This window comes from Streptomyces sp. R302 (assembly GCF_012927245.1).
Classification (GTDB): domain Bacteria; phylum Actinomycetota; class Actinomycetes; order Streptomycetales; family Streptomycetaceae; genus Streptomyces.
This window is the reverse complement of record NZ_JABBGE010000001.1, coordinates 917,115-940,324: the sequence shown is the minus strand read 5'-3', so window position 1 is coordinate 940,324 and position 23,210 is coordinate 917,115. Positions and strand designations below refer to the sequence as shown.

21 protein-coding genes and 1 riboswitch are annotated in these 23,210 nt (G+C 72.1%); of the genes, 5 read left to right on the top strand and 16 right to left on the bottom strand.

Going from position 1 to position 23,210, the window contains the following annotated elements; all coding sequences use genetic code 11:
• Positions 1–26: 26 nt before the first annotated feature.
• The 3 genes from HHL19_RS04325 to HHL19_RS04315 form a co-directional block, all read right to left on the bottom strand.
• Positions 27–1,175: an ArsA family ATPase gene (locus tag HHL19_RS04325; RefSeq protein WP_169085627.1), complete on the bottom strand. Its 1,149-nt coding sequence runs from the start codon at positions 1,173–1,175 to the stop codon at positions 27–29.
• Between the two features lie 187 nt (positions 1,176–1,362).
• Positions 1,363–1,803: an SRPBCC family protein gene (locus tag HHL19_RS04320; protein WP_169085625.1), complete on the bottom strand. Its 441-nt coding sequence runs from the start codon at positions 1,801–1,803 to the stop codon at positions 1,363–1,365.
• Between the two features lie 91 nt (positions 1,804–1,894).
• Positions 1,895–2,662 (bottom strand): metallophosphoesterase, encoded by a 768-nt coding sequence (locus HHL19_RS04315; RefSeq protein ID WP_169085622.1) that lies wholly within the window; start codon positions 2,660–2,662, stop codon positions 1,895–1,897.
• Positions 2,663–2,921: 259 nt separating this feature from the next.
• On the opposite strand from HHL19_RS04315, the gene HHL19_RS04310 reads away from it, so the two are divergent.
• Positions 2,922–4,721: an AMP-dependent synthetase/ligase gene (locus tag HHL19_RS04310; protein ID WP_169085620.1), complete on the top strand. Its 1,800-nt coding sequence runs from the start codon at positions 2,922–2,924 to the stop codon at positions 4,719–4,721.
• A gap of 55 nt (positions 4,722–4,776) precedes the next feature.
• Here HHL19_RS04310 and HHL19_RS04305 read toward each other — a convergent pair whose 3' ends face one another.
• Complete coding sequence (locus HHL19_RS04305) at positions 4,777–5,919, bottom strand: glycosyltransferase family 4 protein (protein WP_169085618.1); 1,143 nt, start codon at positions 5,917–5,919, stop codon at positions 4,777–4,779.
• Positions 5,920–6,015: 96 nt separating this feature from the next.
• On the opposite strand from HHL19_RS04305, the gene HHL19_RS04300 reads away from it, so the two are divergent.
• Complete coding sequence (locus HHL19_RS04300; RefSeq protein ID WP_169085616.1) at positions 6,016–7,293, top strand: glycosyltransferase family 87 protein; 1,278 nt, start codon at positions 6,016–6,018, stop codon at positions 7,291–7,293.
• 22 nt (positions 7,294–7,315) lie between these two features.
• Here HHL19_RS04300 and HHL19_RS04295 read toward each other — a convergent pair whose 3' ends face one another.
• From HHL19_RS04295 to HHL19_RS04275, 5 genes are all read right to left on the bottom strand, one after another.
• Positions 7,316–8,539, bottom strand: a complete 1,224-nt coding sequence (locus HHL19_RS04295) for a hypothetical protein (RefSeq protein WP_169085615.1) — start codon at positions 8,537–8,539, stop codon at positions 7,316–7,318.
• 61 nt (positions 8,540–8,600) lie between these two features.
• Positions 8,601–9,626, bottom strand: coding sequence for a C40 family peptidase (locus HHL19_RS04290; protein ID WP_169085613.1), 1,026 nt, complete (start codon positions 9,624–9,626; stop codon positions 8,601–8,603).
• A 187-nt stretch (positions 9,627–9,813) separates the two neighbouring features.
• The gene (locus HHL19_RS04285) at positions 9,814–10,860 is read right to left on the bottom strand and encodes a C40 family peptidase (protein ID WP_169085611.1); all 1,047 of its coding nucleotides are present in this window, start codon (positions 10,858–10,860) and stop codon (positions 9,814–9,816) included.
• A gap of 266 nt (positions 10,861–11,126) precedes the next feature.
• Positions 11,127–12,491 (bottom strand): NYN domain-containing protein, encoded by a 1,365-nt coding sequence (locus HHL19_RS04280; protein WP_169085609.1) that lies wholly within the window; start codon positions 12,489–12,491, stop codon positions 11,127–11,129.
• A 34-nt stretch (positions 12,492–12,525) separates the two neighbouring features.
• A complete protein-coding gene (locus HHL19_RS04275; protein WP_031006997.1) occupies positions 12,526–12,768 on the bottom strand; it encodes a hypothetical protein in 243 nt (80 codons plus the stop codon).
• A 160-nt stretch (positions 12,769–12,928) separates the two neighbouring features.
• Between HHL19_RS04275 and HHL19_RS04270 the strand changes: the two genes are divergently transcribed.
• Entirely contained in the window at positions 12,929–13,663 is a 735-nt protein-coding gene (locus HHL19_RS04270) for a rhomboid family intramembrane serine protease (RefSeq protein ID WP_169085607.1), read from the top strand.
• Positions 13,660–13,941, top strand: coding sequence for an Lrp/AsnC ligand binding domain-containing protein (locus HHL19_RS04265; RefSeq protein WP_030758121.1), 282 nt, complete (start codon positions 13,660–13,662; stop codon positions 13,939–13,941). Before HHL19_RS04270 ends, HHL19_RS04265 begins: the two co-directional genes overlap by 4 nt.
• 101 nt (positions 13,942–14,042) lie before the next feature.
• Here HHL19_RS04265 and HHL19_RS04260 read toward each other — a convergent pair whose 3' ends face one another.
• The 6 genes from HHL19_RS04260 to HHL19_RS04235 form a co-directional block, all read right to left on the bottom strand.
• Positions 14,043–15,449 carry an aminotransferase class V-fold PLP-dependent enzyme gene (locus HHL19_RS04260; protein WP_206324504.1) on the bottom strand — a complete coding sequence of 469 codons (1,407 nt, stop codon included), beginning with the start codon at positions 15,447–15,449 and terminating at the stop codon, positions 14,043–14,045.
• A gap of 218 nt (positions 15,450–15,667) precedes the next feature.
• Positions 15,668–15,784, bottom strand: a riboswitch (SAM riboswitch).
• An 86-nt stretch (positions 15,785–15,870) separates the two neighbouring features.
• The gene (gene trpD / locus HHL19_RS04255; RefSeq protein ID WP_169085605.1) at positions 15,871–16,935 is read right to left on the bottom strand and encodes an anthranilate phosphoribosyltransferase; all 1,065 of its coding nucleotides are present in this window, start codon (positions 16,933–16,935) and stop codon (positions 15,871–15,873) included.
• 130 nt (positions 16,936–17,065) lie between these two features.
• A complete protein-coding gene (locus HHL19_RS04250; protein ID WP_169085603.1) occupies positions 17,066–18,691 on the bottom strand; it encodes a cytochrome bc complex cytochrome b subunit in 1,626 nt (541 codons plus the stop codon).
• Positions 18,688–19,740 (bottom strand): Rieske 2Fe-2S domain-containing protein, encoded by a 1,053-nt coding sequence (locus tag HHL19_RS04245; RefSeq protein WP_169085601.1) that lies wholly within the window; start codon positions 19,738–19,740, stop codon positions 18,688–18,690. Before HHL19_RS04245 ends, HHL19_RS04250 begins: the two co-directional genes overlap by 4 nt.
• Positions 19,737–20,546 carry a c-type cytochrome gene (locus tag HHL19_RS04240; protein ID WP_169085599.1) on the bottom strand — a complete coding sequence of 270 codons (810 nt, stop codon included), beginning with the start codon at positions 20,544–20,546 and terminating at the stop codon, positions 19,737–19,739. The genes HHL19_RS04245 and HHL19_RS04240 overlap by 4 nt, the downstream gene beginning before the upstream one ends.
• A 74-nt stretch (positions 20,547–20,620) precedes the next feature.
• Positions 20,621–21,241: a heme-copper oxidase subunit III gene (locus HHL19_RS04235; RefSeq protein WP_169085597.1), complete on the bottom strand. Its 621-nt coding sequence runs from the start codon at positions 21,239–21,241 to the stop codon at positions 20,621–20,623.
• A 202-nt stretch (positions 21,242–21,443) separates the two neighbouring features.
• On the opposite strand from HHL19_RS04235, the gene HHL19_RS04230 reads away from it, so the two are divergent.
• Positions 21,444–21,845: a response regulator transcription factor gene (locus tag HHL19_RS04230; RefSeq protein WP_169085595.1), complete on the top strand. Its 402-nt coding sequence runs from the start codon at positions 21,444–21,446 to the stop codon at positions 21,843–21,845.
• Between the two features lie 6 nt (positions 21,846–21,851).
• Here the strand turns inward: HHL19_RS04230 and HHL19_RS04225 are convergent, their stop codons facing one another.
• Positions 21,852–23,105, bottom strand: a complete 1,254-nt coding sequence (locus tag HHL19_RS04225) for an Ig-like domain-containing protein (RefSeq protein WP_169085593.1) — start codon at positions 23,103–23,105, stop codon at positions 21,852–21,854.
• Positions 23,106–23,210 lie beyond the last annotated feature (105 nt).

The following is a 23,210-nucleotide window of genomic DNA, read 5'->3' as shown; positions in this document are numbered from 1 at the left end:
CGACGGTACACGCCCGGGGGCGGCGGTCAGGAGGGCTCGGGCCACAGCCCGGGGTCGGGGGCGAAGCGGATCGCGAGGTCGCCGTCGACGAGTCCCGCGCCGGTGACGGTGCAGCGGCGCAGGGCGGCCGGGAGCGGCAGGGTGCGGCGGTAGGGGCCCGCGCCGAGGAGGAGTTCGTCGCCCCTGCGGACGAGGGAGAGGTCCTGCTTGACGGCGCCGGGCAGCGGCAGGTGCCAGACGAGGACGCCGTCCTCGTCGCGCCGGTCCTCGACGGCCGGGGCGGGCGCGGGGGTCGGCGGCGGGCCGGGGCGCACGGCGGCGAGCAGGGCGAGGTCCTCGGGGCCGCGCGGTTCGCGGCCGAGGTGCGGCAGCTCGTGCAGGAGCTCGCCGGCGTCGGCGCGGAGGGCGGCGAGCCGGCGGTGCTGCTCGGCGGTGAGGGCGGCGAGCCAGGGGTCGTCGGAGGCGGCGGGGAGGAGCCGGTTGGCGATGACCGCGTCGAGGGCGAGGCCGTGCAGGGCGAGGCCGAGGCGGGCCTCGCGGAGGGTGGCGGTGGCGGCCGGTCCCGGTTCGAGGACGAGCCGGACGGTGGTGCCGGGGGCTTCGACGACCGCCTGGACGGCGGCGAGTTCCCGCTCCCAGCGGGCGGTGGTCTCGTACAGCCACTGGGCGGGCATGGGGACGCCGGCGAGCTGGGCGAGCATCGGGCGCAGCGCGCGGGCGGCCTGGCGCTCGGGCGGCAGGAGCCGGCGGAGGTAGCGGCGGAGCTGTTCGGGGAGGGCGAGGACGGTCAGCGCCTCGCGCAGCGGCGGCAGGTCGACGACGGCGACGTCGTGGTCGCCCGCGGCGGCCTCGCGCAGCGCCCTGAGCAGGGCGAACTGGCGGCTGCCCGGCAGTTCGGTGAGCTCGGCCTCCTCGAACGGCGTGGCCCCGAGCAGGTCGAGCACGGTCCCGGAGCGGGCCTGCAGGGCGAGGAACTCGCGCCGGAAGTCCCCGGCGGGGTCGGTCCGCAGCACGGTGAGCGTCCCGGGCCCCGCGCCCTCCCCGACCGGCCCGGGGTCCGTGTCGCCGGGGACGAGCAGCACCCGGCGCCCGGCGTGGGCCTCGGCGAGCGCGGTCGCGACGGCGACCGTACTCCGCCCGGCGCCGCCGGTTCCGGTGACGAGGATGATCCGCATACGGGTGACGCTATCGCGCCGCCGCGGGCGCCTCGGACGGCGGGCGCACGCCACAGGTCGGGGTCCGGGATCCGAGATGCCGGATCCAAGACGTTGGATCCGAGATGTTGGATCCGAGATGTTGGATCCAACGTCCCGGATCCGGGATCTGACATCCGGGATATTGGATCCGAGATCCGGCCTCCGCTCAGCCCTTCGACTCGACGCGCTTCTTCAGGCCCGCGAGGGCCCGGTCGATGATGACCTTCTCGGCCTTCCGCTTGATCATGCCGAGCATGGGGATCTTGACGTCGACGGTCAGCTGGTAGGTGACCTCGGTGCGGTCGCCGGCGAGCGGGGTGAGGCGGTAGGAGCCGTCGAGGGAGCGGAGCATCTGGGACTTCACCAGGGTCCAGCTCACCTCGTGGGAGCCGGTCCAGGTGTAGGCGAGGGTGTGGTCGTCCTTGATCGCGCCGGCGTCGAGGACGAGCCGGACCTTCTCGGCGCGGCCGGCCTCGTCGGTGGAGAGGACCTCGGCCTGGGTGACCTCGCCGGTCCAGTCGGGGTAGCGGGCGAAGTCGGCGATCACACCCATGACGTCGGCCGGCGCCGCCTCGATGGTGATGCTCGAGCTGGTGTGTTCGGCCATCGCGGTGGCTCCTCCACTGTGCGGTCCGGCGGAAGTCAAGGGGCACGGACACGTGCCGGGGGAAGGCTATCGCGCCCCCGCGCCGGCCCCGTCACCACTCCAGGGCGAAGGGGCGGCCGGTCGCGGCGAAGTGCCCGACGTTCACGCACTCGGTGGCGCCGATGCGCATCCGGCGGGCGAGCGGCTGGTGGACGTGGCCGAAGAGGGCGTAGCGGGGCCGGGTGCGGCGGATGGCGTCGAGGAGGGCGCGGCTGCCGCGCTCGAAGCGGCGGGCGACGGTGTCGTAGGTGAGGTCGGGGACCTCGGGCGGGATGTGGGAGCAGAGGGCGTCGACCTCGCCGAGGGCCTCGACCTTGGCGGCGTACTCCTCGTCGGAGATCTCGTAGGGGGTGCGCATCGGGGTGCGCAGGCCGCCGCCCACGAAGCCGAAGGTCAGGCCGCCGAGCTCGACGCGCCGGCCGTCGAGGACGGTGGTGCCGGGGCCGGCGTACTCGGACCAGAGGGTGGGGATGTCGACGTTGCCGTAGGTGGCGTACGTGGGGGTGGGGAAGGCGGCGAAGAGTTCGGCGTACTGGCGGCGGACGGCGGCCTCGATGGCGGTGTCGCGGTCGATGTCGAGCCCGGCCCAGAGGCTGCGGCCCAGGTCGCGGGCCTCGTCGAAGCGGCGGGCGGTGCGCAGTTCGACGAGCCGGTCGGCGTTGGCCACGCCGAAGAGGTCGGGGAAGATGCCCCGGCTGTGGTCGGCGTAGTCGAGGAAGAGGACCAGGTCGCCGAGGCATATGAGGGCGTCGGCACCGTCCCCCGCCCGGGCGAGGGCGTCGGTGTTGCCGTGCACGTCGCTGACCACGTGGACTCGCATGGGACCCACCTTAGGGCGTCGGACCTGCGGTTACTTGGGAGTCCTGAAAGCCGTGGATTACTGTGCGCGGAGGGCCGTCACACCGGTGTGACGCAGAGAACATCTGGCCGGAACCCCCTATCGGGAACCACGTACTGGTGGGTAACGTCCGGGCAGTCCACAGTCGTGCTCGCCCCCACCGAGCACCTGCCCGATCATGGACCGCACCGGTGCAAGCACACAGAGCCGTGGCACCGGAGCCCGATGAGGAGCAGCAGTCTTGCGCGAGTTCAGCCTTCCGGCCCTGTACGAGGTCCCTTCGGACGGCAACCTGACGGATCTCATCCGCCGCAACGCCTCCCAGCACCCAGACGTCGCCGTGATGGCCCGCAAGGCCCCCGACGGCGGGTGGACGGACGTGTCCGCGAAGGAGTTCCTCGCCGAGGTCCGCGGGGCCGCCAAGGGCCTCATCGCCGCCGGGGTCGGCGTGGGCGACCGCGTCGCGCTGCTCTCCCGCACCCGCTACGAGTGGGTGCTGCTCGACTTCGCGATCTGGAGCGCGGGCGCGGTGACCGTGCCGGTGTACGAGACCAGCTCGCCGGAGCAGATCCAGTGGATCCTCGGCGACTCGGGCGCCTCGGTCGCGATCGTGGAGTCCGCCGCGCACCAGGCGTCGGTGGAGTCCGTACGCGGCGAGCTGCCGGCGCTGACGGGCCTGTGGCAGATCGAGGACGGCGCGGTCGCGGCGCTGACGGCGGCCGGCGCGGAGGTCTCGGACGAGACCCTGGACGCCCGGATGTCGGCGGCGAACGCGGACGACCCGGCGACCATCGTCTACACCTCGGGCACCACGGGCCGCCCCAAGGGCTGCGTGCTGACCCACCGGGCGTTCTTCGCCGAGTGCGGCAACGTGGTGGAGCGCCTGAAGCCGCTCTTCCGCACCGGCGAGTCCTCTGTGCTGCTCTTCCTGCCGGCCGCGCACGTCTTCGGCCGGCTGATCGAGGTGGCCTCGGTGATGGCCCCGATCCGCCTGGGCTGTCTCCCGGACATCAAGACCCTCACGGACGAGCTGGCGTCCTTCCGCCCGACGCTGATCCTCGGCGTGCCGCGCGTCTTCGAGAAGGTCTACAACTCGGCGCGGGCCAAGGCGCAGGCCGACGGCAAGGGCAAGATCTTCGACAAGGCCGCGCACACGGCCATCGCCTACAGCCGCGCCCTCGCCACCCCGCAGGGCCCGTCGCTGGGCCTGCGCCTCAAGCACAAGCTCTTCGACAAGCTGGTCTTCTCGAAGCTGCGGGCGGTGCTCGGTGGGCGCGGCGAGTCCGCGATCTCCGGCGGCGCGCCGCTGGGCGAGCGGCTCGGTCACTTCTTCCGCGGCATCGGCTTCACCGTCCTGGAGGGCTACGGCCTGACGGAGTCCTGCGCGGCCACCGCCTTCAACCCGTGGGACCGCCCGAAGATCGGCACGGTCGGCCAGCCGCTGCCGGGCTCGGTGGTGCGGATCGCCGACGACGGCGAGGTGCTGCTCCACGGCGAGCAGGTCTTCTCCGGGTACTGGAACAACGAGGCGGCGACGGCCGAGGCGCTGACGGACGGCTGGTTCCACACCGGTGACATCGGCACCCTCGACGAGGACGGCTACCTCACGATCACCGGCCGCAAGAAGGAGATCCTGGTGACGGCGGGCGGCAAGAACGTCGCCCCGGCGGTCATCGAGGACCGGATCCGCGCCCACGCCCTGGTCGCGGAGTGCATGGTGGTCGGCGACGGCCGCCCGTTCGTCGGCGCCCTGGTCACCCTCGACGAGGAGTTCCTGGGCCGCTGGGCGAGCGAGCACGGCAAGCCGGCCGGCGTCACCGCCGCCGCCCTCCGCGACGACCCGGACCTGCTCGCCGAGGTCCAGCGGGCCGTCGACGACGGCAACGCCGCGGTCTCCAAGGCGGAGTCGGTCCGCAAGTTCCGCGTCCTGGCCACCCAGTTCACCGAGGAGGCGGGCCACATCACCCCGTCGCTGAAGCTGAAGCGGAACGTGGTGGCGAAGGACTTCGCGGACGAGATCGAGGCGCTCTACACCAAGTGAGACACGGGAAGGGGCCCGGCGCCGATGGCGCCGGGCCCCTTCCCGTGTCCTACGGCTACAGCAGCTCCCTGAGCCGTTCCGCCAGCAGGTCCCAGCGCCACTTCTCCTCCACCCAGGCGCGGCCCCGCTCGCCCATGCGGGCGCGGAGCTCCGGGTCGAGGAGGAGGGCGGTGACGCGGTCGGCGGTGTCCTCGGCGGACTCGCCGCGGACGACCCAGCCGGTCTCGCCGTCGAGGACGGCGTCGGGGGCGCCGCCGGAGTCGCCGGCGACGACCGGCAGACCGGTCGCGGAGGCCTCCAGGTAGACGATGCCGAGCCCCTCGACGTCGAGGCCGCCGCGGCGGGTGCGGCAGGGCATGGCGAAGACGTCGCCGGCGCCGTAGTGGGCGGGCAGCTCCGACCAGGGCACGGCGCCGGTGAAGCGGACGGAGGCGGCGACGCCGGTCTCGGCGGCGAGCCGGCGCAGGTCCTTCTCGTACGGGCCGCCGCCGACGATCAGCAGGACGGCGTCGGGCACCTGCCGCAGGATCCGGGGCAGGGCGCGGATCAGGGTGTCCTGGCCCTTGCGCGGGACGAGCCGGGAGACGCAGACCACGACGGGCCGGTCGCTGAGGCCGAGGCGGGCCCGGACCTCGTCGCCGCCGGAGCCGGGGTGGAAGGTCTTCTCGTCGACGCCGGGCGGCAGCTGCACCATGCGGTCCGCGGCTGCCGGGGTGAGCGCGGACGCGATGCGGGAGCGGGTGTACTCGCCGAGGTAGGTGATCGTGTCCGTGCCCTCGCCGATCCGCCGCAGCAGCTGCCGGGCGGCGGGCAGCTGGGCCCAGCCGGCCTCGTGCCCGTGGGTGGTCGCGACCAGCCGCTTCGCGCCGGCCCTGCGCAGCGCGGGCGCCATCAGGCCGAGGGGGGCGGCGGCGCCGAACCAGACCGACTCGCAGCCGTGCTCGCGCAGCAGCGCGGTGGCCCGGGCGGTCACACGTGGTGTGGGCAACAGCATGGTGGTGCGGTCCCGGACAACCGTGAAAGGCTGTTCCGCGTCGAACAGAGCGGTGGCCTCCGCACCTTCGCGGCCGCGCTTCCAGGTGGAGGCGTAGACCACGAGCCGGTCGGGGTCCAGTCGCAACGCCATGTTGTGCAGGAACGCCTGGATTCCGCCGGGACGCGGCGGGAAGTCGTTGGTTACGATCAGGGTCTTGTGCATCGTGACAGACAGTACGTGATGGCCCGCGATCGCACCCCACGCCCGGCACCACCCCTCTCCGCGCGAGCGGACCGACAGGACAGGAACAGGACAGGTATGACGGGCGCAGTGGAGATCGGCTCGCGCACGGCCGGGCGGCTGCGGGAACTACGCCTTCCGCTGGGCCTGTGGGCCCTCACCAGGATCATCCTGCTGATCTGCGTCTTCAAGATCGTGGTGGTGCCCGGCCCCGACGTCACCAGTGACGTGGAGCAGATCTACCAGAGCTGGTACGAGGTCCTGAAGACCGGCACGTACCCGCAGGACGACGTCACCTGGCAGTACCCGCCGGCGGCGGCCCTCGCGATCCTCTCCCCCGCCCTGCTGCCGTTCCTGGACTACGCGGCCGCCTTCTTCGTGCTGGCCCTCCTCTGCGACGCCGCCGTCTTCGGGCTGCTCGTGTACACGGGCGGGCGGCCGGGCCGGTCGATGCGGGGCGCGTGGCTGTGGCTGGCGGCGGTGCCGCTGATGGGCCCGACCGCGTACGCCCGCTACGACATCATGGTCACCGCCGTGGCCGTGGCGGGGCTGCTCGCCGCGATCCGCAGCCCGCGGGTCCTGGGCGCGCTCGCCGGGTTCGGCGCGGTCCTCAAGGTGTGGCCGGCGCTGATCCTCGCGGGCACCCCGAAGGGCCGGGCGACCTGGCGCTCCTGGCCGATGGCGGCCGGCGCGGGCGCGGCTGTGCTGGCGCTGTGCGTGCTCTGGATGCCGGGCGGCCTCGCCTTCCTCTCGTCCCAGAGCGAGCGGGGCACGGAGGTCGAGTCGCTGGGCGCGATGGTCTTCCACGTGGCCCGGCACTTCGGCTGGGACGGCGAGGCGCGGATGAACTACGGCTCGATCGAGTTCCTCGGCCCGTACGTGTCCTGGGTGTCGAAGGGCGCGATGGCGCTGACGGCGGCCGCCTTCGGCTGGCTGCTGCTGTGGCGGTTGAAGGCGCGCCGCTTCACCTCCTCGACGGTCGCGGACGCGGCCTTCGTCGCGGTGCTGCTCTTCACCGCGACGAGCCGGGTGATCTCCCCCCAGTACATGCTCTGGCTGGTCGGCCTGGCGGCGGTCTGCCTGGTGTACCGCTCCAGCCGGATGCGGACGCCGGCGTACCTGATCCTGTGGGCGACGGCGGTGACCCAGTTCGAGTTCCCGGTCTGGTTCTCGCACGTGACCCAGAGCGACTGGCTGGGCATCGGCGTGCTGTTCCTGCGCAACGGCCTGCTGATCGCGGCGACCCTGACGGCCTGCCGGATCCTGTGGAAGCACACGGTCACCGAGGCCGGCACGGTCATCCCGGTCCCGGAGGGTCAGCCGGAGCGCGAGAAGGTCCTGACCGGCTCGGCCTGAGCCGGGCCGGCGCGGTCGCCGCTCAGCCGAGCCGCTCCCGCAGATACGCCCGCCACTCCGCGGTGAATCGTTCCGGCGTCGTGTCCAGGACCTCGTGCAGGGCGTTCTCCACCGCGCCCTCCCTCCCCGGGTGGGCGCCCACCTCCCGGTAGAAGGCCGTGAGGCGGTCCTCGCCCCGGCGGTCGGCGATCATCGCGCAGGCGAGCCAGCCGCTCTCGTAGGCGCGGGCCAGGGCCTCGCCGTCGCCCCCGAAACCGAAGTCGGGGTCCTCGGGGAGGGCCGCGGGCACGTCTCCGGCCCGCACGGCCCGGTGCAGCTCGGGGGCGGCCTGGGCGGGGGTGCGGTCGGTGCCCCGGTAGGCGACCCAGTCGGCGAAGCCCTCGGAGAGCCAGACCGGGGTGGCCGGCGAGGTGCGGGCGCGGGTGGCGACGTGGACGGTCTCATGGGTGAGGATCAGCTCCCGGCCGAAGTCGCCGAGCACCCCGTACGCCTCCGGGTTGACGATCACCCGGTCCGCGGGCGCGTCCGGCCTGCGGGCGGTCTCGCCGGTGGTGACGGCCGCTATCCCCCGGTACTGCGAGCCGTCCACCGCGAGCAGCCCGCCCATGTCGTCGAGCGAGGCGGGCACGAGGACCAGGACCCGGCGGGCCCACCCGGGGCTCCAGACCGCGTCGACGGCGGGCACCGCCCGGTCGGCGAGCCGGGCGATCTCGGCGAGCCGCTCGCGGTCCTGGCCGACGCCGAGGACGAGGGAGCGGGCGCCGCGCACCGCGGTGACCTCGCCCTGCTCCCAGAGCCGCACGGGGGCGCCCTCGGCGGGCCGTTCCCCGGTCACGTACCAACGGCCGTCCCGCTCGGCGAGGTCGACGAGCCGGTCGGCGGCGAGGGGCCCGGGGTCGTACCCCTCGACGCGGTGGCCGCGCTCGACGCGGGCGGTGAGCCGGCCCTCGCCCGTCCGGTCGACGCCGGAGACGCGGTAGGACCAGCCGGAGAGCGGGACGGCGGCGAGCCGGCGGAACTCGGTACGGGCGGCCGACTTGTACGAGGGGGCGACGGCCGCCAGCCAGGCGGTCTCGTCCCGGTCGAGGAGGGCCTCGGCATGCCGGTCGAGCAGGGCCCGGACCTCGCGGAGGGCCGGGTCGGCGGGCCGGGCTGCGGTGGAGCAGCCGACGAGCGCGGCGAGGGCGAGGAGGAGGGCGAGCAGCACGGCTCCCGGCCGTCGCGCTCCGCACCCCTGTTCCACCACGCCTCAGATCGTACGGAAGGGGGACGGGGTCACGCCTCCCGGAGCCGGGCGGCGGGCGGCCTCAGGGCCGGGTCACCGTCACGTGCGACATCATGTTCACCGGGTCGTAGCGGACCCGGGCGCCCGGGTAGGGGGCGTGGATGACCTGCCCGTTCCCGGCGTAGATGGCGACGTGGCTGGCGTCGCCGCGGTACGTGACGAGGTCGCCGGGCTGCGCCTGGGAGAGCGGCACCTGCCGGCCCGCGTTCCGCTGGGCGGCCGAGGTGCGCGGCAGGCTGATGCCGGCCTGCCGGTACGACCAGACCATCAGCCCCGAGCAGTCGAAGGCGGTCGGGCCGGTCGCGCCCCAGACGTACGGCTTGCCGACGGCACTGCGGGCGGCGAGCACCGCGGCGGCGGCCCGGGAGTCGGCCGGGCCGAGGTCGGCCGGCGGCGGGAGCTCCTCGCCGGGGCCGCCGGACCGGCCACCGGAGCGGGAGGCCCGCTCGTAGTCGGCGCGCTCGGTGGCGGTCAGGGCGGCGAGGATCCGGCGGGCCTCGGCGAGCTTGTGCTCCACGGACCGCTTGTGGCGGGCCACCTCGGCGCGGCTGCGCTCCAGCTCGGCGAGGGCGGCCCGGCCCTCGGCGCGCTCCTGGGCGAGGCGGTGGCGCTCCTGCCGGAGCTCGGTGAGGGCGGCGGTCTGCCGGGCGGTGACCCGGTCGAGGACGGAGGCCCGGTCGAGGTAGCTGTCCGGGTCGGAGGAGAGCAGCAGGTCGAGGGTGGGGTCGAGGCCGCCGGAGCGGTACTGGGCGCCGGCGAGCGCGCCGAGCGCGCCCCGCATCCGGTTGATGCGCTCCTGGCCGCGGGCGAGGCTGTCCTGGGCCTGTCCGACCTTGCGGCGCAGGGCGTCGGCCTTCTCGTCGGCCCGGTTGTAGCTCTCGGTGGCGCGCTCGGCCTCCTCGTAGAGCCGGTCGACCTTGGCGCGGGTGGCCTCGGTGCCGGCGCCCGGGTCGGCGCTCGCGGGGACGGCGCCGAGGGAGGCCGCCGCGGTGGCCGCGGCGGCGGCGGTCAGGACGGTGACCCGGGCGGGTCGGCGGTGGGTGGCCACGGCTCGGGCGCTCCGTTCGGCTCGTGGGGACTGGCGCGGCAGACAGTAGCCGCTCCCTCGACCCCGTCCAACGAAGGTGCCGGGCACGAAAAATGACGCCCCGCCGGAGATCACAAGGTCACCGGCGGGGCGTCAGGTCAGCGAGGAGTGCCGCGAACCACCCGTTCGGGCGGCACGGCCGGGCGGGTCAGCCGCCGATGCGGACACCGAACTGGAAGGTGCCCATGTAGTTCATGGACTCGTAGCGGACCACGGCGCCCGGCTTGGGGGCGTGCAGGATCGTGTTGTTGCCCGCGTACAGGCCGACGTGCGACAGGCTGTTGAAGAAGACCAGGTCGCCGGGCTTGAGCTGGCTGCGGCCGATCTTCACGCCGTCGTTCTGCTGGGTGTAGGTGGTGCGGGTGAGGCCGGCGCCGGCCTGGCGGTAGGCCCACTGGGTCAGCCCGGAGCAGTCGTACGCGTTGGGGCCCTCGGCACCGGAGACGTACGGCTTGCCGAGCTGGGTGGCGGCGGCGGAGAGGGCGGCGGCGCCGAGGCCGCTGGCCGGGGCCTCGTTGCCGAGGTCGAGGCGGGGGGCGGCGGCGCGGGAGGCGCGCTCGGCCTCGGCCCGCTCCTGCTGCTGGATGCGGGCGCGCTCCTCGGCGGTGAGGGTGTTGAGGAGCGTGCGGGCGTCGGCGAGCTTGCTCTGGATCTTCCGCTTCTTCTCGCCGAGCGTCTTGCGGACCTCTTCGAGGTCGCCGAGCTTGGCGGTGGCCTCGGCGCGCTGCTGCGCGAGGGTGCGCTGCTTGTCCTGGATGGAGGCGAGGACGTCGGCCTGCTGGTCGGTGACGCGGCCGATGGCGGACGCCTTGTCCAGGTAGTCGTCCGGGTTCGAGGAGAGGAAGAGCTGGATCGCCGGGTCGATGCCGCCGGAGCGGTACTGGGCGCTGGCGACCGAACCGATCTGGTCCCGGAGGGTGTTCAGCTCCTGCTGACCACGGGCCACCCGGTCCTGGATCTGGCCGATCTCCTTCTGCAGCTTGCCGCGGCGCTCCTCGGCCAGGCTGTGCTGCTCCGTGGCCTCCTCGGCCTCGTGGTAGAGCTTGTCTACCTTCGACTTGACCTCGTCGATCTTCGGCTTGGGGGCCGCCTGGGCTCCGGTCTGGGCGGAGAAAGCGACGGCGGCGGCCGCGGTCGCGGTGAGCACGGTCACGCGGGTGCGGCTCGGCTGCTTGGGTCGACGGTGGGACGCCACGAAGGCGAGCTCCTTCTTCCTCAGAGCCGCCCGGCCGGTCAGGGGCAGGCGGTTCCTCCACGGACCGCCCTGATGGGTGATCAACCGCGCGAAGGTTCGAGGCTCGACCCTAGTGACCAAGTTGTGATCAGTTCAAATCCCGCTGGCAAAAATCTCGCCCACGCACCACTCTTTTTACGCGCACCGCACCGCCTGTGACCAGCACTTGACGGACTGCCGTCCAGAAATCGGGCATAGAGGCCAAGAGTTGCGAGACGGGCGAGTCATTACGAGAGGCGCGAAAGCCGCTTGAGGAGCAGAGCCGACGCCACCGGCCGCGCACCGGCCTTCGCGACGCCGTCCGCCACCTCGCGGTCGGTGGAGACCACGACGACCGGCCGGCCCGGCGGTTCCGCCCGCACCAGCTGGCGGATCAACTCGTCGGCCGTGACCCCGGGCTTGGAGAACAGCACCCGCACCCCGCGCGGCGGCGCCAGGAGCACCGGCGCGGCCAGCTCGGCCCCGTCGAAGACACAGGTGACCTCGGCGCCCGAGCGGGCCGCGAGGGCGGAGAGCCCGCCGAGCAGCCGCAGCCGCTGCTTCTCCAGCGGCATCGTCGGGTAACCGGTCTTGGTGACGTTGTAGCCGTCGACGACGAGATGGGTCTGCGGCAGCTCCAACAGCTGGTCGAGCAGGGCCGGATCGGTCTCCGACAGGGCGCGGGCCGCGATGTCCTTCGGGGACATCCGCCCCGGCTCCACCGCGTCCACGGTGTCCGCCGGGTGCACCGACACCGGCGGCAGGGCCAGTTCGCGCCGCAGCCCCTGGGCCGCGTCGAGGACGGTGTCGAGGAGCAGCCGCAGCCGCATGTCCTCCACCGAGCGGCCCTCGCGGGCGGCCCGGCGGCTCGCCTCCAGGGCCGCCTCGACCTCACCGAGCCGGGCCTTGAGCCGCCGCGACTCGCTCTCGGCGGCCGAGACCTGGGCGGCCGACTCGGAGCGGGCGGCCTCGATCTCGCTCTGGGCGCGCCGCAGCGCCGCCTCGCCGCGCTTGACGTCGCTCTGGGCGCTGCGCAGCTTGCGGTGAAGCGATTCGGCTTCCTTGCGGGCGGTCTCCAGGTCGTGCCGGAGCTGCTCGGTCTCGTCCCGGGTCCGCTCGCGGGCGGCGGCCAGCTCCTCGCGGAGCCGCTCCAGTTCGCGCCGGCCGGCCTCGTCGGCCCGCTCGGCGTCGGCGCGCTGGACCTCCTCACCGGCGGCGGCCACCAGCTTGGCCCAGCCGGGCGGGCGGAGCACGTACGCCGCCGCTGCCACGTCGACGGGGTCGGCGGCGGCGGGCGGGGTGCCGTCCTCGACGGCCCCGGCCAGCTCCGGCTGGGACTGCTTGAACCGATCGCCGATCCGCTGCCGGAAGAGGGGGTCGCCCTCCAGGGCGGCCGCCATGGCGTTGCCGGCGAACTTGGCGCGCCGGCTCGCGGTGAAGCGGGCGTACTGGCGCAGGGGGGCGGGCAGCTCGGCGACGGTGAGGCCGCCGAAGGCGTCCGCGACCAGCGCGATCACCCGCCGCCTTACCCCCTCCGGCAGGGGATGGTCGAGCGTCTCGGCAGCGTCACCTGCCGCGCCGGCCGGTTCGCCACCGTGCGCGGACTGCTCCACGATCCGTCACCCCTACTGTCGTCGGCGCCGTCCGTCAGGACTCGACGCCCGGCTTGTCCACCAGCTCGATCTGGTCCACCGCGTTGCACCAGCGGCAGCGGACCGACTCGATGGTCTCACTGAGCACCTCGCGCTCCTCGACCTTGGGCTCCCCCGCGAGGTCCAGATGGACGTACTCGACGACCTTGGACGAGCGCGTCACGTCGAAGCGGGTCAGATTGCCGCACAGGGTGCAGCGCCAGCGGGTCTCGTCCGTCGGCAGGGGAACCGTCGTCATGGTGCCGTCCTTCTTCCTGTCGTGGTGGTACCAGGTACGGGAGCCGCGGTGCGCCGTCGAACTGCGGTGCTCGATCCCGTAACCCTACGGCCTCACCGGACGGCGCCCGGCCCGGCGAGGCACACTGTCCACTTCGTCCCTCTTGGGCCATGATCTGTCCATGATCGACTGGCGAGGCGCGGCCCTGGGCGCCTACCGGGGCGTCCGTACCGGACCCGCGGTGACCTACGGACTGATCGCCGCCTGCTGTCTCCTCTTCATTGTCAGCCCGGTCTCCGGACTGAACCCGTCGTACGGGACCGGGGACGAGGTGCTCGCGGCGCAGAGCGCGTACTTCCTGAGGTGGGGGGTGGTGCCGGCCGAGCTGACCCGGGGCGAGGCGGGCGCCCTGCTCACCCCCTTCACCGCCCTGTTCGTGCACGGCGGCTGGCTCCACCTGCTCGGCAACATGCTCTTCCTGTGGGTCTTCGGGGCGATGGCCGAGGAGCGGATGGGGCACGTCGAGTTCGCCCTCTTCTACCTGGGCACCGGCTACCTCGCCCTGCTGGGCTACGCGGTGGCGCACGCCGACAGCCCGCAGACGCTGGTGGGTGCCTCCGGCGCGATCTCGGCGGTGCTCGGCGCCTTCCTCTTCCTCTTCCCCCGCTCCCGGGTGACGAGCCTCTTCCCCTTCCTCTTCTTCCTGCCGCTGCGCTTCCCGGCCTGGGCGGTGCTCGTCTTCTGGTTCACGCTCCAGTGGCTGGCCGCGCGGGCCGCGGGCGCGGGCCCCGGGGTCGCCTATCTGGCCCACGTCGTGGGCTTCTCGGTCGGCTTCCTCTACGCCTGGGTGCGGTTCCGGGGTGGGGATAGAGTGAAAACCCCAGCAGCGGCGACCGAGGGAGACAGCCAGCCGTGATCACCGCGATCGTCCTCATCAAGACCAGCGTGGACCGCATCCCCGAGATCGCGGAGTCGATCGCCGCGCTCGACAACGTCAGCGAGGTCTTCTCGGTGACCGGTACGTACGACCTCATCGCGATGGTCCGGGTGCCGCGCCACGACGACCTGGCCGAGGTCATCCCCGGCCGGATCAGCAAGATCCCGGGCGTCGAGGGCACCGACACCCACGTCGCCTTCCGCACGTACTCGCAGCACGACCTGGAGGCGGCCTTCGCCATCGGCCTGGAGTCCTGAGACCGGGACCTCCGTGACAGCGGAAGGCCCGGGCCGGCGACGCCGCCCTCGCACTTGCCTTCGAGGAGTGAGAGAGCGGGCCGCGGCCCGGGCCACCGGTGTCAGCCGCGGTCGGGGACGCAGCGGCCGTCCTCCGTGCGGTACTTCCACTGGGCGCCGTCGCGGACGAGCTCCTTCACGGCGCCGACGAAGCGCTCGACGTGCTCGTCCGGCGTACCGGCGCCGAAGCTGACCCGGATGGCGTTGAGCGACCTCTCGCCGGGGGCGGCCGGCTCGGGGGCGCCGCACTCGCCCGGGTCCTGCGGGTCGGAGCCGAGGAGCGTGCGGACCAGCGGGTGGGCGCAGAACAGGCCGTCGCGGACGCCGATGCCGTACTCGGCGGAGAGGGCGGCGGCGAAGTGGGAGCTGTTCCAGCCCTCCACGACGAAGGAGAGGACGCCGACGCGCGGGGCGTCGTCGCCGAAGAGGGAGAGGACGCGGACCTCGGGGACCTCGGCGAGCCCGGCCCGGACGGTGTCGACGAGGTGCCGCTCGCGGGCGACGAGGGTGTCGAAGCCGGCCTCGGTGAGCGCCTTGCAGGCGGAGGCGATGGAGTAGACGCCGATGACGTTCGGGGAGCCGGCCTCGTGGCGGGCGGCGCTGGTGTGCCACTCGACGTCCACGCCGCCGTCGGCCCGGCGGGCCACCGTGCGGGAGGCGCCGCCGCCGGCCAGGTAGGGCTCGGCGGCCTGCAGCCAGTCGGCGCGGCCGGCGAGGACGCCGGAGCCGAAGGGCGCGTACAGCTTGTGTCCGGAGAAGGCGACCCAGTCGACGTCCAGCTCGCGCACGGAGACCGGGTGGTGGGGGGCGAGCTGGGCGGCGTCGAGGACGATCCGGGCGCCGTGCGCGTGGGCGGCGGCGGCGAGTTCGCGCACCGGCCACAGCTCGCCGGTCACGTTGGAGGCGCCGGTGACGCAGACCAGGGCGGGGCCGTAAGGCTCGCGGTCGGTGAGGGCCCGCTCCAGGGTCTCGACGGCCTGGGCGGGGGTGCGGGGCGCGTTGAGGTAGGTCACCTGGGCGTCGCGCCAGGGCAGCAGGGAGGCGTGGTGCTCGGTCTCGAAGACGAAGACCTGGCAGTCGGCGGGGACCACCTGGGCGAGCAGGTTGAGCGAGTCGGTGGTGGAGCGGGTGAAGACGACCTGGTCGCCGTCGCGGCAGTCGAGGAAGGCGGCGACGGTGGCGCGGCTCTGCTCGAAGAGGTCGGTGGAGAGCTGGGAGAGGTAGCCGGCGCCCCGGTGGACGCTGCCGTAGTACGGGGCGTAGGCGGCGACGTCGTCCCAGACGCGCTGGAGGGCGGGGGCGCTGGCCGCGTAGTCGAGGGCCGCGTAGGTCACCTCGCCGCCGGTGACGAGCGGGACGGTGACGTCCCGGCCGAGCACGGGCAGCGGCCCGGTGCAACAGGCGTCGGAGTCGGCGGCGGAGGCGGCCTGGGCGGCGGTTCCGGTGGCGGCGTTCGGGCGTGCGGACATGGCGGTATCTCCCGGCGGGGCGAGGCGAGTGGCGTGAAGGACCCGCAGGGCGACGCCGACCGGCGTACCGCGTACGGGTGTTGACCTCGACGCGCGGCGCGAAAAGAGGAAGGAGAGGTGGCCGCACGGAGGTGGGAAAGAGGGGCCGGAGGCCCTAACGCATTCGCTTGCTCACGAGACCGCTCCCTCGAGGACCAGGACCCCAGGGATGGCGCAGGGGTCCGCGCTTGCCGAGGACCTTGCTGTCCACGGCCTGGTCTTCACCCGGGGCACCCCGCCACGGACGGAGGGTTGCCGGACAGCCAGCCGGGGCTTGAGGGCTGTCACTCATGACCTGTTGCCGAACGTATGCCACCGCTCGCGGTCCGCGCAACCCCGTCCGCATTCCGGAACGGGTGTCGCGCGGACCGCGGCGGCCGGCTCAGGCGTTGCTGACGGCGATCCAGCGGTCCAGGGTCGCGCGGGCGGCCCCGGAGTCGATCGACGCGGCGGCCCGCGCCATCCCGGCCCGCAGCTGCTCCGCGAGGGTGCCCTCGCCGGGCTGCACGGCGGTGAGCGCCGCCGCCGCGTTGAGCAGCACCGCGTCCCGTACGGGACCGGTCTCGCCGGCCAGGAGCCGGCGGGCCACATCGGCGTTGAACGAGGCGTCGGCGCCGCGCAGCGCCTCCAGGGGCGCGTAGGCGATCCCGACGTCCTTCGGGTCGAAGACCTCCTCGCGGACGGCGCCGTCCCGGACCACCCACACCCGGGAGGTGCCGGTGATGGTCAGCTCGTCCAGGCCGTCGTCGCCGCGGAAGACCAGGGCCGAGTTGCCGCGCTCGGCGAAGACCCCGGCGACGATCGGCGCCATCCGCGCGTCGGCGACGCCGACGGCCTGGGCGCGTACCCGGGCGGGGTTGGTGAGCGGGCCGAGCACGTTGAAGGTGGTGCGGATGCCGAGCTGCCCGCGAGCGGCGGCGACGTGCCGCAGCGAGGGGTGGAACCTCACCGCGAAGCACATGGTGATGCCGGCCTCCTCGGCGACCTCGGCCACCCGGGCGGGGGTGAGGTCGAGGTTGATGCCGAGCTTCTCCAGGACGTCGGAGGAGCCGGAGGCGGAGGAGGCGGCGCGGTTGCCGTGCTTGACGACCTTCGTGCCGGTGCCGGCGACGACGATCGAGGCCATCGTGGAGATGTTGACGGTCTTGGCGCCGTCGCCGCCGGTGCCGACGATGTCGACGGCGGGTCCCGGCACCTCGATGGTGTTGGCGTGCGCGTACATCGTCCGGACGAGCCCGCTGATCTCCTCGACGGTCTCGCCCTTGGCCCGCAGCGCCACCATGAAGCCGGCGATCTGGGCGTCGGTCGCCTCGCCGCTCATGATGAGGTCCATCGCCCAGGCGGTGTCGTCGGCGGAGAGGTCCCTCCCCTCCAGGAGGCCGTTCAGGAGGACGGGCCAGGAGCGGCCCGCCGTGGTAGGTCCTCCAGCGGGGGTCACAGCGCTCATGGCAGCTCCTGATGATCGTGCGTCGGATACGAGGTCCAGCCTATCGAGCCGCGGGAACGGCAAAGAGCCCCGTCCATCGAATGGACGGGGCTCTCGCCGTGGCGACCTACATCAGGAGGTCAGGAGGGGATCAGTGGTGGCCGTGGCCGTTCTGGATCTCCTTGTACTCCTCCTGGGTGGGCTTGGCGACCTGGTTGTCGTCGCCGTAGTAGCCCTTGTTGAGCTTGACCCGGAGCTTCTCCATCGCGCCGATCTTCCGCTGGACGCCGTTCTCGTCGACGGCCGGCGGCAGCGCGGCGGGCTCGTACTGCTCGTGCGCGGTGAGCTTGTACAGCTCGCCCTGGCTGAGCGGCTCGTGGACCTCGACGAACTCACCGTGCGGCAGGCGCTTGATGATGCCGGACTCGCGGCCGTGCAGCACCTTGTCCTTGTCCCGGCGCTGGAGGCCGAGGCAGATCCGCTTGGTGACGATGAACGCGATGACCGGGCCGGCGAAGAAGAAGATCCGCACGAACCAGGTGATCGAGTTGATCGACAGGTTGAAGTGGGTCGCCCAGAGGTCGTTTCCACCACCGACGAGCATGATCATGTACGCGGTGATCCAGGCGACACCGAAGGCGGTGCGCGTCGGAGCGTTGCGCGGGCGCTGCGCGATGTGGTGCTCGCGCTTGTCGCCCGTGATCCAGGACTCGATGAACGGGTAGACCGCGATGGCGGCGAGGACCAGCGGGAAGATCGCCAGCGGGATCATCACGCCGAGGACCAGCGTGTGGCCCCACAGGTTGATCTCCCAGCCCGGCATGACACGGATCAGACCCTCGGCGAAGCCCATGTACCAGTCGGGCTGGGCGCCGGTGGACACCTGGTCCGGGCGGTACGGGCCGAGCGCCCAGATCGGGTTGATCGAGGCGACCGCGGCGATCACCGCGATGACGCCGAAGACCAGGAAGAAGAAGCCTCCGGCCTTCGCCATGTACACGGGGAGCAGCGGCATGCCGACGACGTTCTTGTTCGTCCGGCCGGGGCCCTCGAACTGCGTGTGCTTGTGGACGAACACCAGGATCAGGTGAGCGACCACCAGGCCCAGCATGATGCCGGGGAGCAGCAGCACGTGCGCCGAGTAGAACCGGGCGACGAAGTCGCCGCCGGGGAACTCGCCGCCGAAGAGGAACATCGACAGGTACGTGCCGACGATCGGCACCGACAGGATCGCGCCCTGCATGAAGCGGACACCGGTGCCGGAGAGCAGGTCGTCCGGGAGCGAGTAACCGGTGAAGCCGGTGAACATGCCCAGGAAGAACAGCAGGAAGCCGAACAGCCAGTTGATCTCACGCGGCTTGCGGAACGCGCCGGTGAAGAAGACGCGCATCATGTGCACGAACATGCCGGCGAGGAAGATCAGCGCCGCCCAGTGGTGGATCTGCCGGATGAGCAGACCACCGCGCACCTCGAAGGAGATGTTCATGGTCGAGTTGAACGCCTCGGACATCAGCTGTCCCTGGAGCGGGACGTACGAGCCGGCGTACTCCACCTCGTTCATCGACGGGTGGAAGAACATCGTCAGGTAGACGCCCGTCAGGATGATGATGAGGAAGCTGTAGAGGCAGATCTCGCCCAGCATGAAGGACCAGTGGTCCGGGAAGATCTTCCGCATGTTGGCCTTGGCCAGGGTGTAGATCCCCAGGCGGCCGTCGGCCCAGTCGGCGACCCGCTCACCGGCGGGGGCCTTCTTCTGCGTGTTGGTCACAGTGCTCATCCGCGCTCCCAGAATGCGGGACCGACGGGCTCGTCGAAGTCGCCGTGCGCTTCGAGGAAGCCCTTGTCGTTCACGCCGATCCGCAGCTGCGGGAGGGCGTGACCGGCCGGGCCGAAGATGACTCGGGCGCCGTCGGACAGGTCGAAGGTGGACTGGTGGCACGGGCAGAGCACGTGGTGCGTCTGCTGCTCGTACAGGGAGATCGGGCAGCCGACGTGGGTGCAGATCTTCGAGAAGGCGACGATGCCCTCGTGCGACCACTCGAGCTCGCGCTTGTCCTTGATGTCCTCCGGCTGGATCCGGACGATCATCAGGGCGGCCTTGGCGATCTCGGTCTGGAAGTGGTGGTCGTGCTCCGAGAGGCCCTCGGGCATCGCGAAGGTCAGCGAACCGACGGCGACGTCCTCGGGACGCAGCGGCTCGTGCGTGTTCATGTTGATGAGCAGCTTGCCCTTGGCCCACAGGGTGCTGCGGAGCTTGCGCTCGGGCAGCGGACCCATGTCGCGCAGCAGCACGACTCCGGAGAGCGGCACCAGGGCCAGCGCGCCGAAGAGCGTGTTGCGGATGAGCTTGCGACGGCCGAAGCCGGACTCGGCAGCACCCTGCGCGAAGTCCGCCATGACCTGCGCCTTGACCTCGGGCGTGGCCGCGATCGGGTGACGCTCGTCCGCGATCTCCACGTCGGACATGAGCGTACGGGCCCAGTGGACCGCGCCCGCGCCGATGAAGAAGAGCGCGAGGCCGAGGGTCCAGCCCAGCGCGAAGTTGAGCGCGGACACATGACCGAAGGGCCAGATGTACACGATCTTGTCGACCGGGAAGATCACGTACGAGGCGATGAAGCCGACGGTGGCCAGCATCGACAGCACGAACATGAAGGCGACGGCGCGCTCGGAGCGCCGGGCCGCCTTCTCGTCGATGTCCTGGACACGCGGCTTGTGGGGCGGAAGGCCCGGGTCGGCGAACGGGTTGTCCGCGACCTTCACCGCGCCGTGCGCGGCGTCCTGCCCTGCCGGCAGGTTCTCTTCTGGAATCTCTTGGGTACTCATGACTTCTTGGCCTTAGCGGTGTGGGCCGCGACCCAGATGGCAACTGCGATCAGCGCACCCAGACCGAAGATCCAGGCGAACAGGCCCTCGGAGACGGGGCCGAGGCCACCGAGCGAGAGGCCGCCCGGGCTGGGGGTCTCGTCGCCGTTGACGGCCTTGACGTACGCGATGATGTCCTTCTTCTCCTTCTCCGGCATCGTCGTGTCCGGGAAGGAGGGCATGTTCTGCGGGCCGGTCTGCATGGCCTCGTAGAGGTGCTTCGGGCTGACGCCCTCAAGGCTCGGGGCGTACTTGCCGTGCGTCAGCGCGCCGCCCTCGCCGGTGAAGTTGTGGCACTGCGCGCAGTTGGTGCGGAACAGCTCGCCACCCTTCGCGATGTCGGCGCCCTCGGGGCTGTACTGGCCTTCCTTCGGCGTGGCCGGGCCGGCGCCGAGGGAGGCCACGTACGCCGCGAGCTGGTCGATCTCGGCCTGCGTGTAGATGACCTTCTTCTTCGGGACCTGGGCACCCGGCTGCTGCGCCGGCATACGGCCGGTGCCGACCTGGAAGTCCACGGAGGCGGAGCCCACGCCGACCAGGGACGGGCCGTCAGAGGTGCCCTGACCGCCGGTTCCGTGGCAGCTGGCGCAGCCGACGGAGTAGAGCTTCTTGCCCTCCTCGATGGCGAGGGACTGGGCGGTTTCATCGGCCTTCGCCGTGCCCGCGGGCGCGAACGCGGCGTACAGCCCCCCCGTGGCCGCCAGCGCGAGAAGTAGGACGACGACCGCCGCCAGCGGATGGCGTCGTCGTGCGGAGAGCTTTTTCACGGATTACCCCGGTGTCAGGATCTTCTGCGTCGATGCTTGCTGGATGTCGGTCCGCCGTGACCGGCGGTGACCGACTACTTGATCATGTAGATCGTGGCGAAGAGGCCGATCCAGACGACATCGACGAAGTGCCAGTAGTAGGACACGACGATGGCGGCGGTTGCCTGCTCGTGAGTGAACCTCTTGGCGGCGTACGTCCGGCCGAGGACCAGCAGGAAGGCGATGAGACCGCCCGTCACGTGCAGGCCGTGGAAGCCGGTGGTCAGGTAGAACACCGTGCCGTACGGGTCGGACGAGAGCGAGAGGCCCTCGTGCTTGACCAGCTCGGTGTACTCCAGGACCTGGCCGCCGATGAAGATCGCACCCATCACGAACGTGATGATGAACCACGTCCGGAGCTTCTTCACGTCGCCCCGCTCCGCGGCGAAGACGCCGAGCTGGCAGGTGAGGGAGGAGAGCACCAGGATCGTGGTGTTGGTCGCCGAGAACGGGAAGTTCAAGGCCGCGGCCTTTTCCGCCCAGAACTCGGGACCGGTCACCGATCGCAGGGTGAAGTACATCGCGAAGAGGGCCGCGAAGAACATCAGCTCGGAACTCAGCCAGATGATGGTTCCGACGCTGGTGAGGTTCGGTCGATTGACCGACGGGTGCGCGTGCCCGGTATCTACTGTCGTTACTGTCGCCACGACCGACATTATGTCGGTCGCTTATCCCGCCCTCACTCCGGGGGGTGCCGTTCGGAGTGTCAGAGGGGTGTGTCCAGCCCGAACGGCCCATCGCACGGGCCTCCCGGCACCCTTCGAACAGGTGTTGAACGGGTGTTGACGGGGTGTGGAGCGGAGTAGCATCCCGCGCACCGGTCGAGGACGACCGGCCCGCCTTCCGGACGGAGGAACGATGCAGTTGAGTGCCACGGTCCTGGTCTACAGCGACGACGCGAACACCCGGGAGCAGGTCCGGCTCGCCGCCGGGCGGCGGCCCGCGGCCGACGTGCCGCCCGTGGAGTTCGTGGAGTGCGCCACGCTCCCGGCCGTACTGAAGCGGCTCGACGAGGGCGGGATCGACGTCTGCGTCCTCGACGGCGAGGCCGTCCCGGCGGGCGGCATGGGCGTCTGCCGGCAGATCAAGGACGAGGTCTTCCACTGCCCGCCGGTGCTGGTGCTCATCGGCCGCCCGCAGGACGCCTGGCTGGCCACCTGGAGCCGCGCGGACGCCGCGGTCACCCTTCCGGTGGAACCGGTCGAGTTCGCGGCGTCCCTGGCGGCCCTGCTGCGCTCCCGCCTCTCGATCGAGGCGTAGGCGCGGTCAAAGAGACGGCCTGAGGCGGGCCTTGGCGTCACGGGTGGCCGTCGGGTCGCCCTTCTCGGCGACCAGGGCGCTGCCTCGGCGCCACTTGTCCCAGGGCAGGTTCCAGTCGCCGAAGCCGTTGCCGAAGGGGTCCATCATCTCGCCGTAGCTGTTGACGGTCCTGACGATGTCTCCGGGGCGGACGGTCTCGTAGAACCAGGCGGCGTTGCCGGTGGACATGCCGACGCAGCCGTGGCTGACGTTGGCGACGCCCTGGGAGCCGACGGACCAGGGGGCGGCGTGCACGTACTCGCCGCTCCAGGTGACCCGGGTGGCGTAGTACACCGGCAGGTCGTACGACTCCGAGCTGCCCTCGGAGATGCCGATGCTGGTGCCGCGCATGCGGACGTAGTACTCCTTGCCGAGCACCACTTTGATCCCGTTACGGGTGGAGAAGCCCGGTTTCCCGGTGGTCACCGGAATGGTGTTGATCACTTCTCCGTTGCGCCGCACCGTCATGTAGTGGGACTCGGCGTCGGCGACGGCCTCGATGCGGTCGCCGATCTTCAGCCGGAGCGGCTTGGACGGGCCGCCGTAGAGCTTGTCGCCGACGCGGAGGCCGTCGAGGTTGCCGGTGACCGAGACGAGCGTGCCGGCCGGCCAGTACTCCTTGGGCCGGAAGTGCAGCTTCTTGTCGTCCACCCAGTACCAGGAGCCGTCGACGGCGGGCGTGGAGCGGACCTTGAGGGCCCGTTCGACGACGGCGCGCGCGGCCCGGTCCTTGACGGGGAGGCTGAGGTCGGCGGTGATCGGCTGCCCGACGCCGTACGTGCCCGCCTCCGGCCCGAAGGTGACGATCAGGGCCCCTTTGGCCGGAGCCGTCTCGAAGGTGTACGTACGGGCGCCAGGGGCCCCGTCCTCGTCCTCCGTGGCCACCCTGACGGTGTAACGGGTTCCGGCGGCCAGGGAGCCCGTGGAGCGCCACGTGCGGCCGTCCGCGGTGAGTTCGCCCGCCAGGTGGCGGCCGGCCGCGTCGGTGGCGGTGACGTCGCTGATCCGCCCGTCGTCGCCCTTGGCGGTGATCTCCAGCGGCTTCTCCGGGTCGAGACGGGTGCCGTCGGCCGCCTCGAAGGCGATCTGGTCGGCGGCGTCGTACGGGCTCGCCGACAGCGGATGCCCGTCCGAGCCCGCGCACGCCGTCGCGCCCGCGGTCACGGTGAGGGCCAGCAGCGTGCAGCTCAGAACAGTCCGAATGCGCGGCGTGTCGTTCATGACCTCACGCTAAGGACAGTTCCACCCGCGGGCGCGCCGAGCGGGGCAAAAGAGGGGCCCGGCCGCTTCGCGTACGAAGTGACCGGGCCCCTCGGGGTGTTACAA

What these genes read in the sequence shown, in the direction of transcription:
- HHL19_RS04325 (WP_169085627.1), bottom strand. Translation starts at nt 1,175, where the DNA reads ATGCGGATCATCCTCGTCACCGGAACCGGCGGCGCCGGGCGGAGTACG.
- HHL19_RS04320 (WP_169085625.1), bottom strand. Translation starts at nt 1,803, where the DNA reads ATGGCCGAACACACCAGCTCGAGCATCACCATCGAGGCGGCGCCGGCC.
- HHL19_RS04315 (WP_169085622.1), bottom strand. Translation starts at nt 2,662, where the DNA reads ATGCGAGTCCACGTGGTCAGCGACGTGCACGGCAACACCGACGCCCTC.
- HHL19_RS04305 (WP_169085618.1), bottom strand. Translation starts at nt 5,919, where the DNA reads ATGCACAAGACCCTGATCGTAACCAACGACTTCCCGCCGCGTCCCGGC.
- HHL19_RS04300 (WP_169085616.1), top strand. Translation starts at nt 6,016, where the DNA reads ATGACGGGCGCAGTGGAGATCGGCTCGCGCACGGCCGGGCGGCTGCGG.
- HHL19_RS04275 (WP_031006997.1), bottom strand. Translation starts at nt 12,768, where the DNA reads ATGACGACGGTTCCCCTGCCGACGGACGAGACCCGCTGGCGCTGCACC.
- HHL19_RS04270 (WP_169085607.1), top strand. Translation starts at nt 12,929, where the DNA reads ATGATCGACTGGCGAGGCGCGGCCCTGGGCGCCTACCGGGGCGTCCGT.
- HHL19_RS04260 (WP_206324504.1), bottom strand. Translation starts at nt 15,449, where the DNA reads ATGTCCGCACGCCCGAACGCCGCCACCGGAACCGCCGCCCAGGCCGCC.
- trpD (WP_169085605.1), bottom strand. Translation starts at nt 16,935, where the DNA reads ATGAGCGCTGTGACCCCCGCTGGAGGACCTACCACGGCGGGCCGCTCC.
- HHL19_RS04250 (WP_169085603.1), bottom strand. Translation starts at nt 18,691, where the DNA reads ATGAGCACTGTGACCAACACGCAGAAGAAGGCCCCCGCCGGTGAGCGG.
- HHL19_RS04245 (WP_169085601.1), bottom strand. Translation starts at nt 19,740, where the DNA reads ATGAGTACCCAAGAGATTCCAGAAGAGAACCTGCCGGCAGGGCAGGAC.
- HHL19_RS04235 (WP_169085597.1), bottom strand. Translation starts at nt 21,241, where the DNA reads ATGTCGGTCGTGGCGACAGTAACGACAGTAGATACCGGGCACGCGCAC.
- HHL19_RS04230 (WP_169085595.1), top strand. Translation starts at nt 21,444, where the DNA reads ATGCAGTTGAGTGCCACGGTCCTGGTCTACAGCGACGACGCGAACACC.
- HHL19_RS04225 (WP_169085593.1), bottom strand. Translation starts at nt 23,105, where the DNA reads ATGAACGACACGCCGCGCATTCGGACTGTTCTGAGCTGCACGCTGCTG.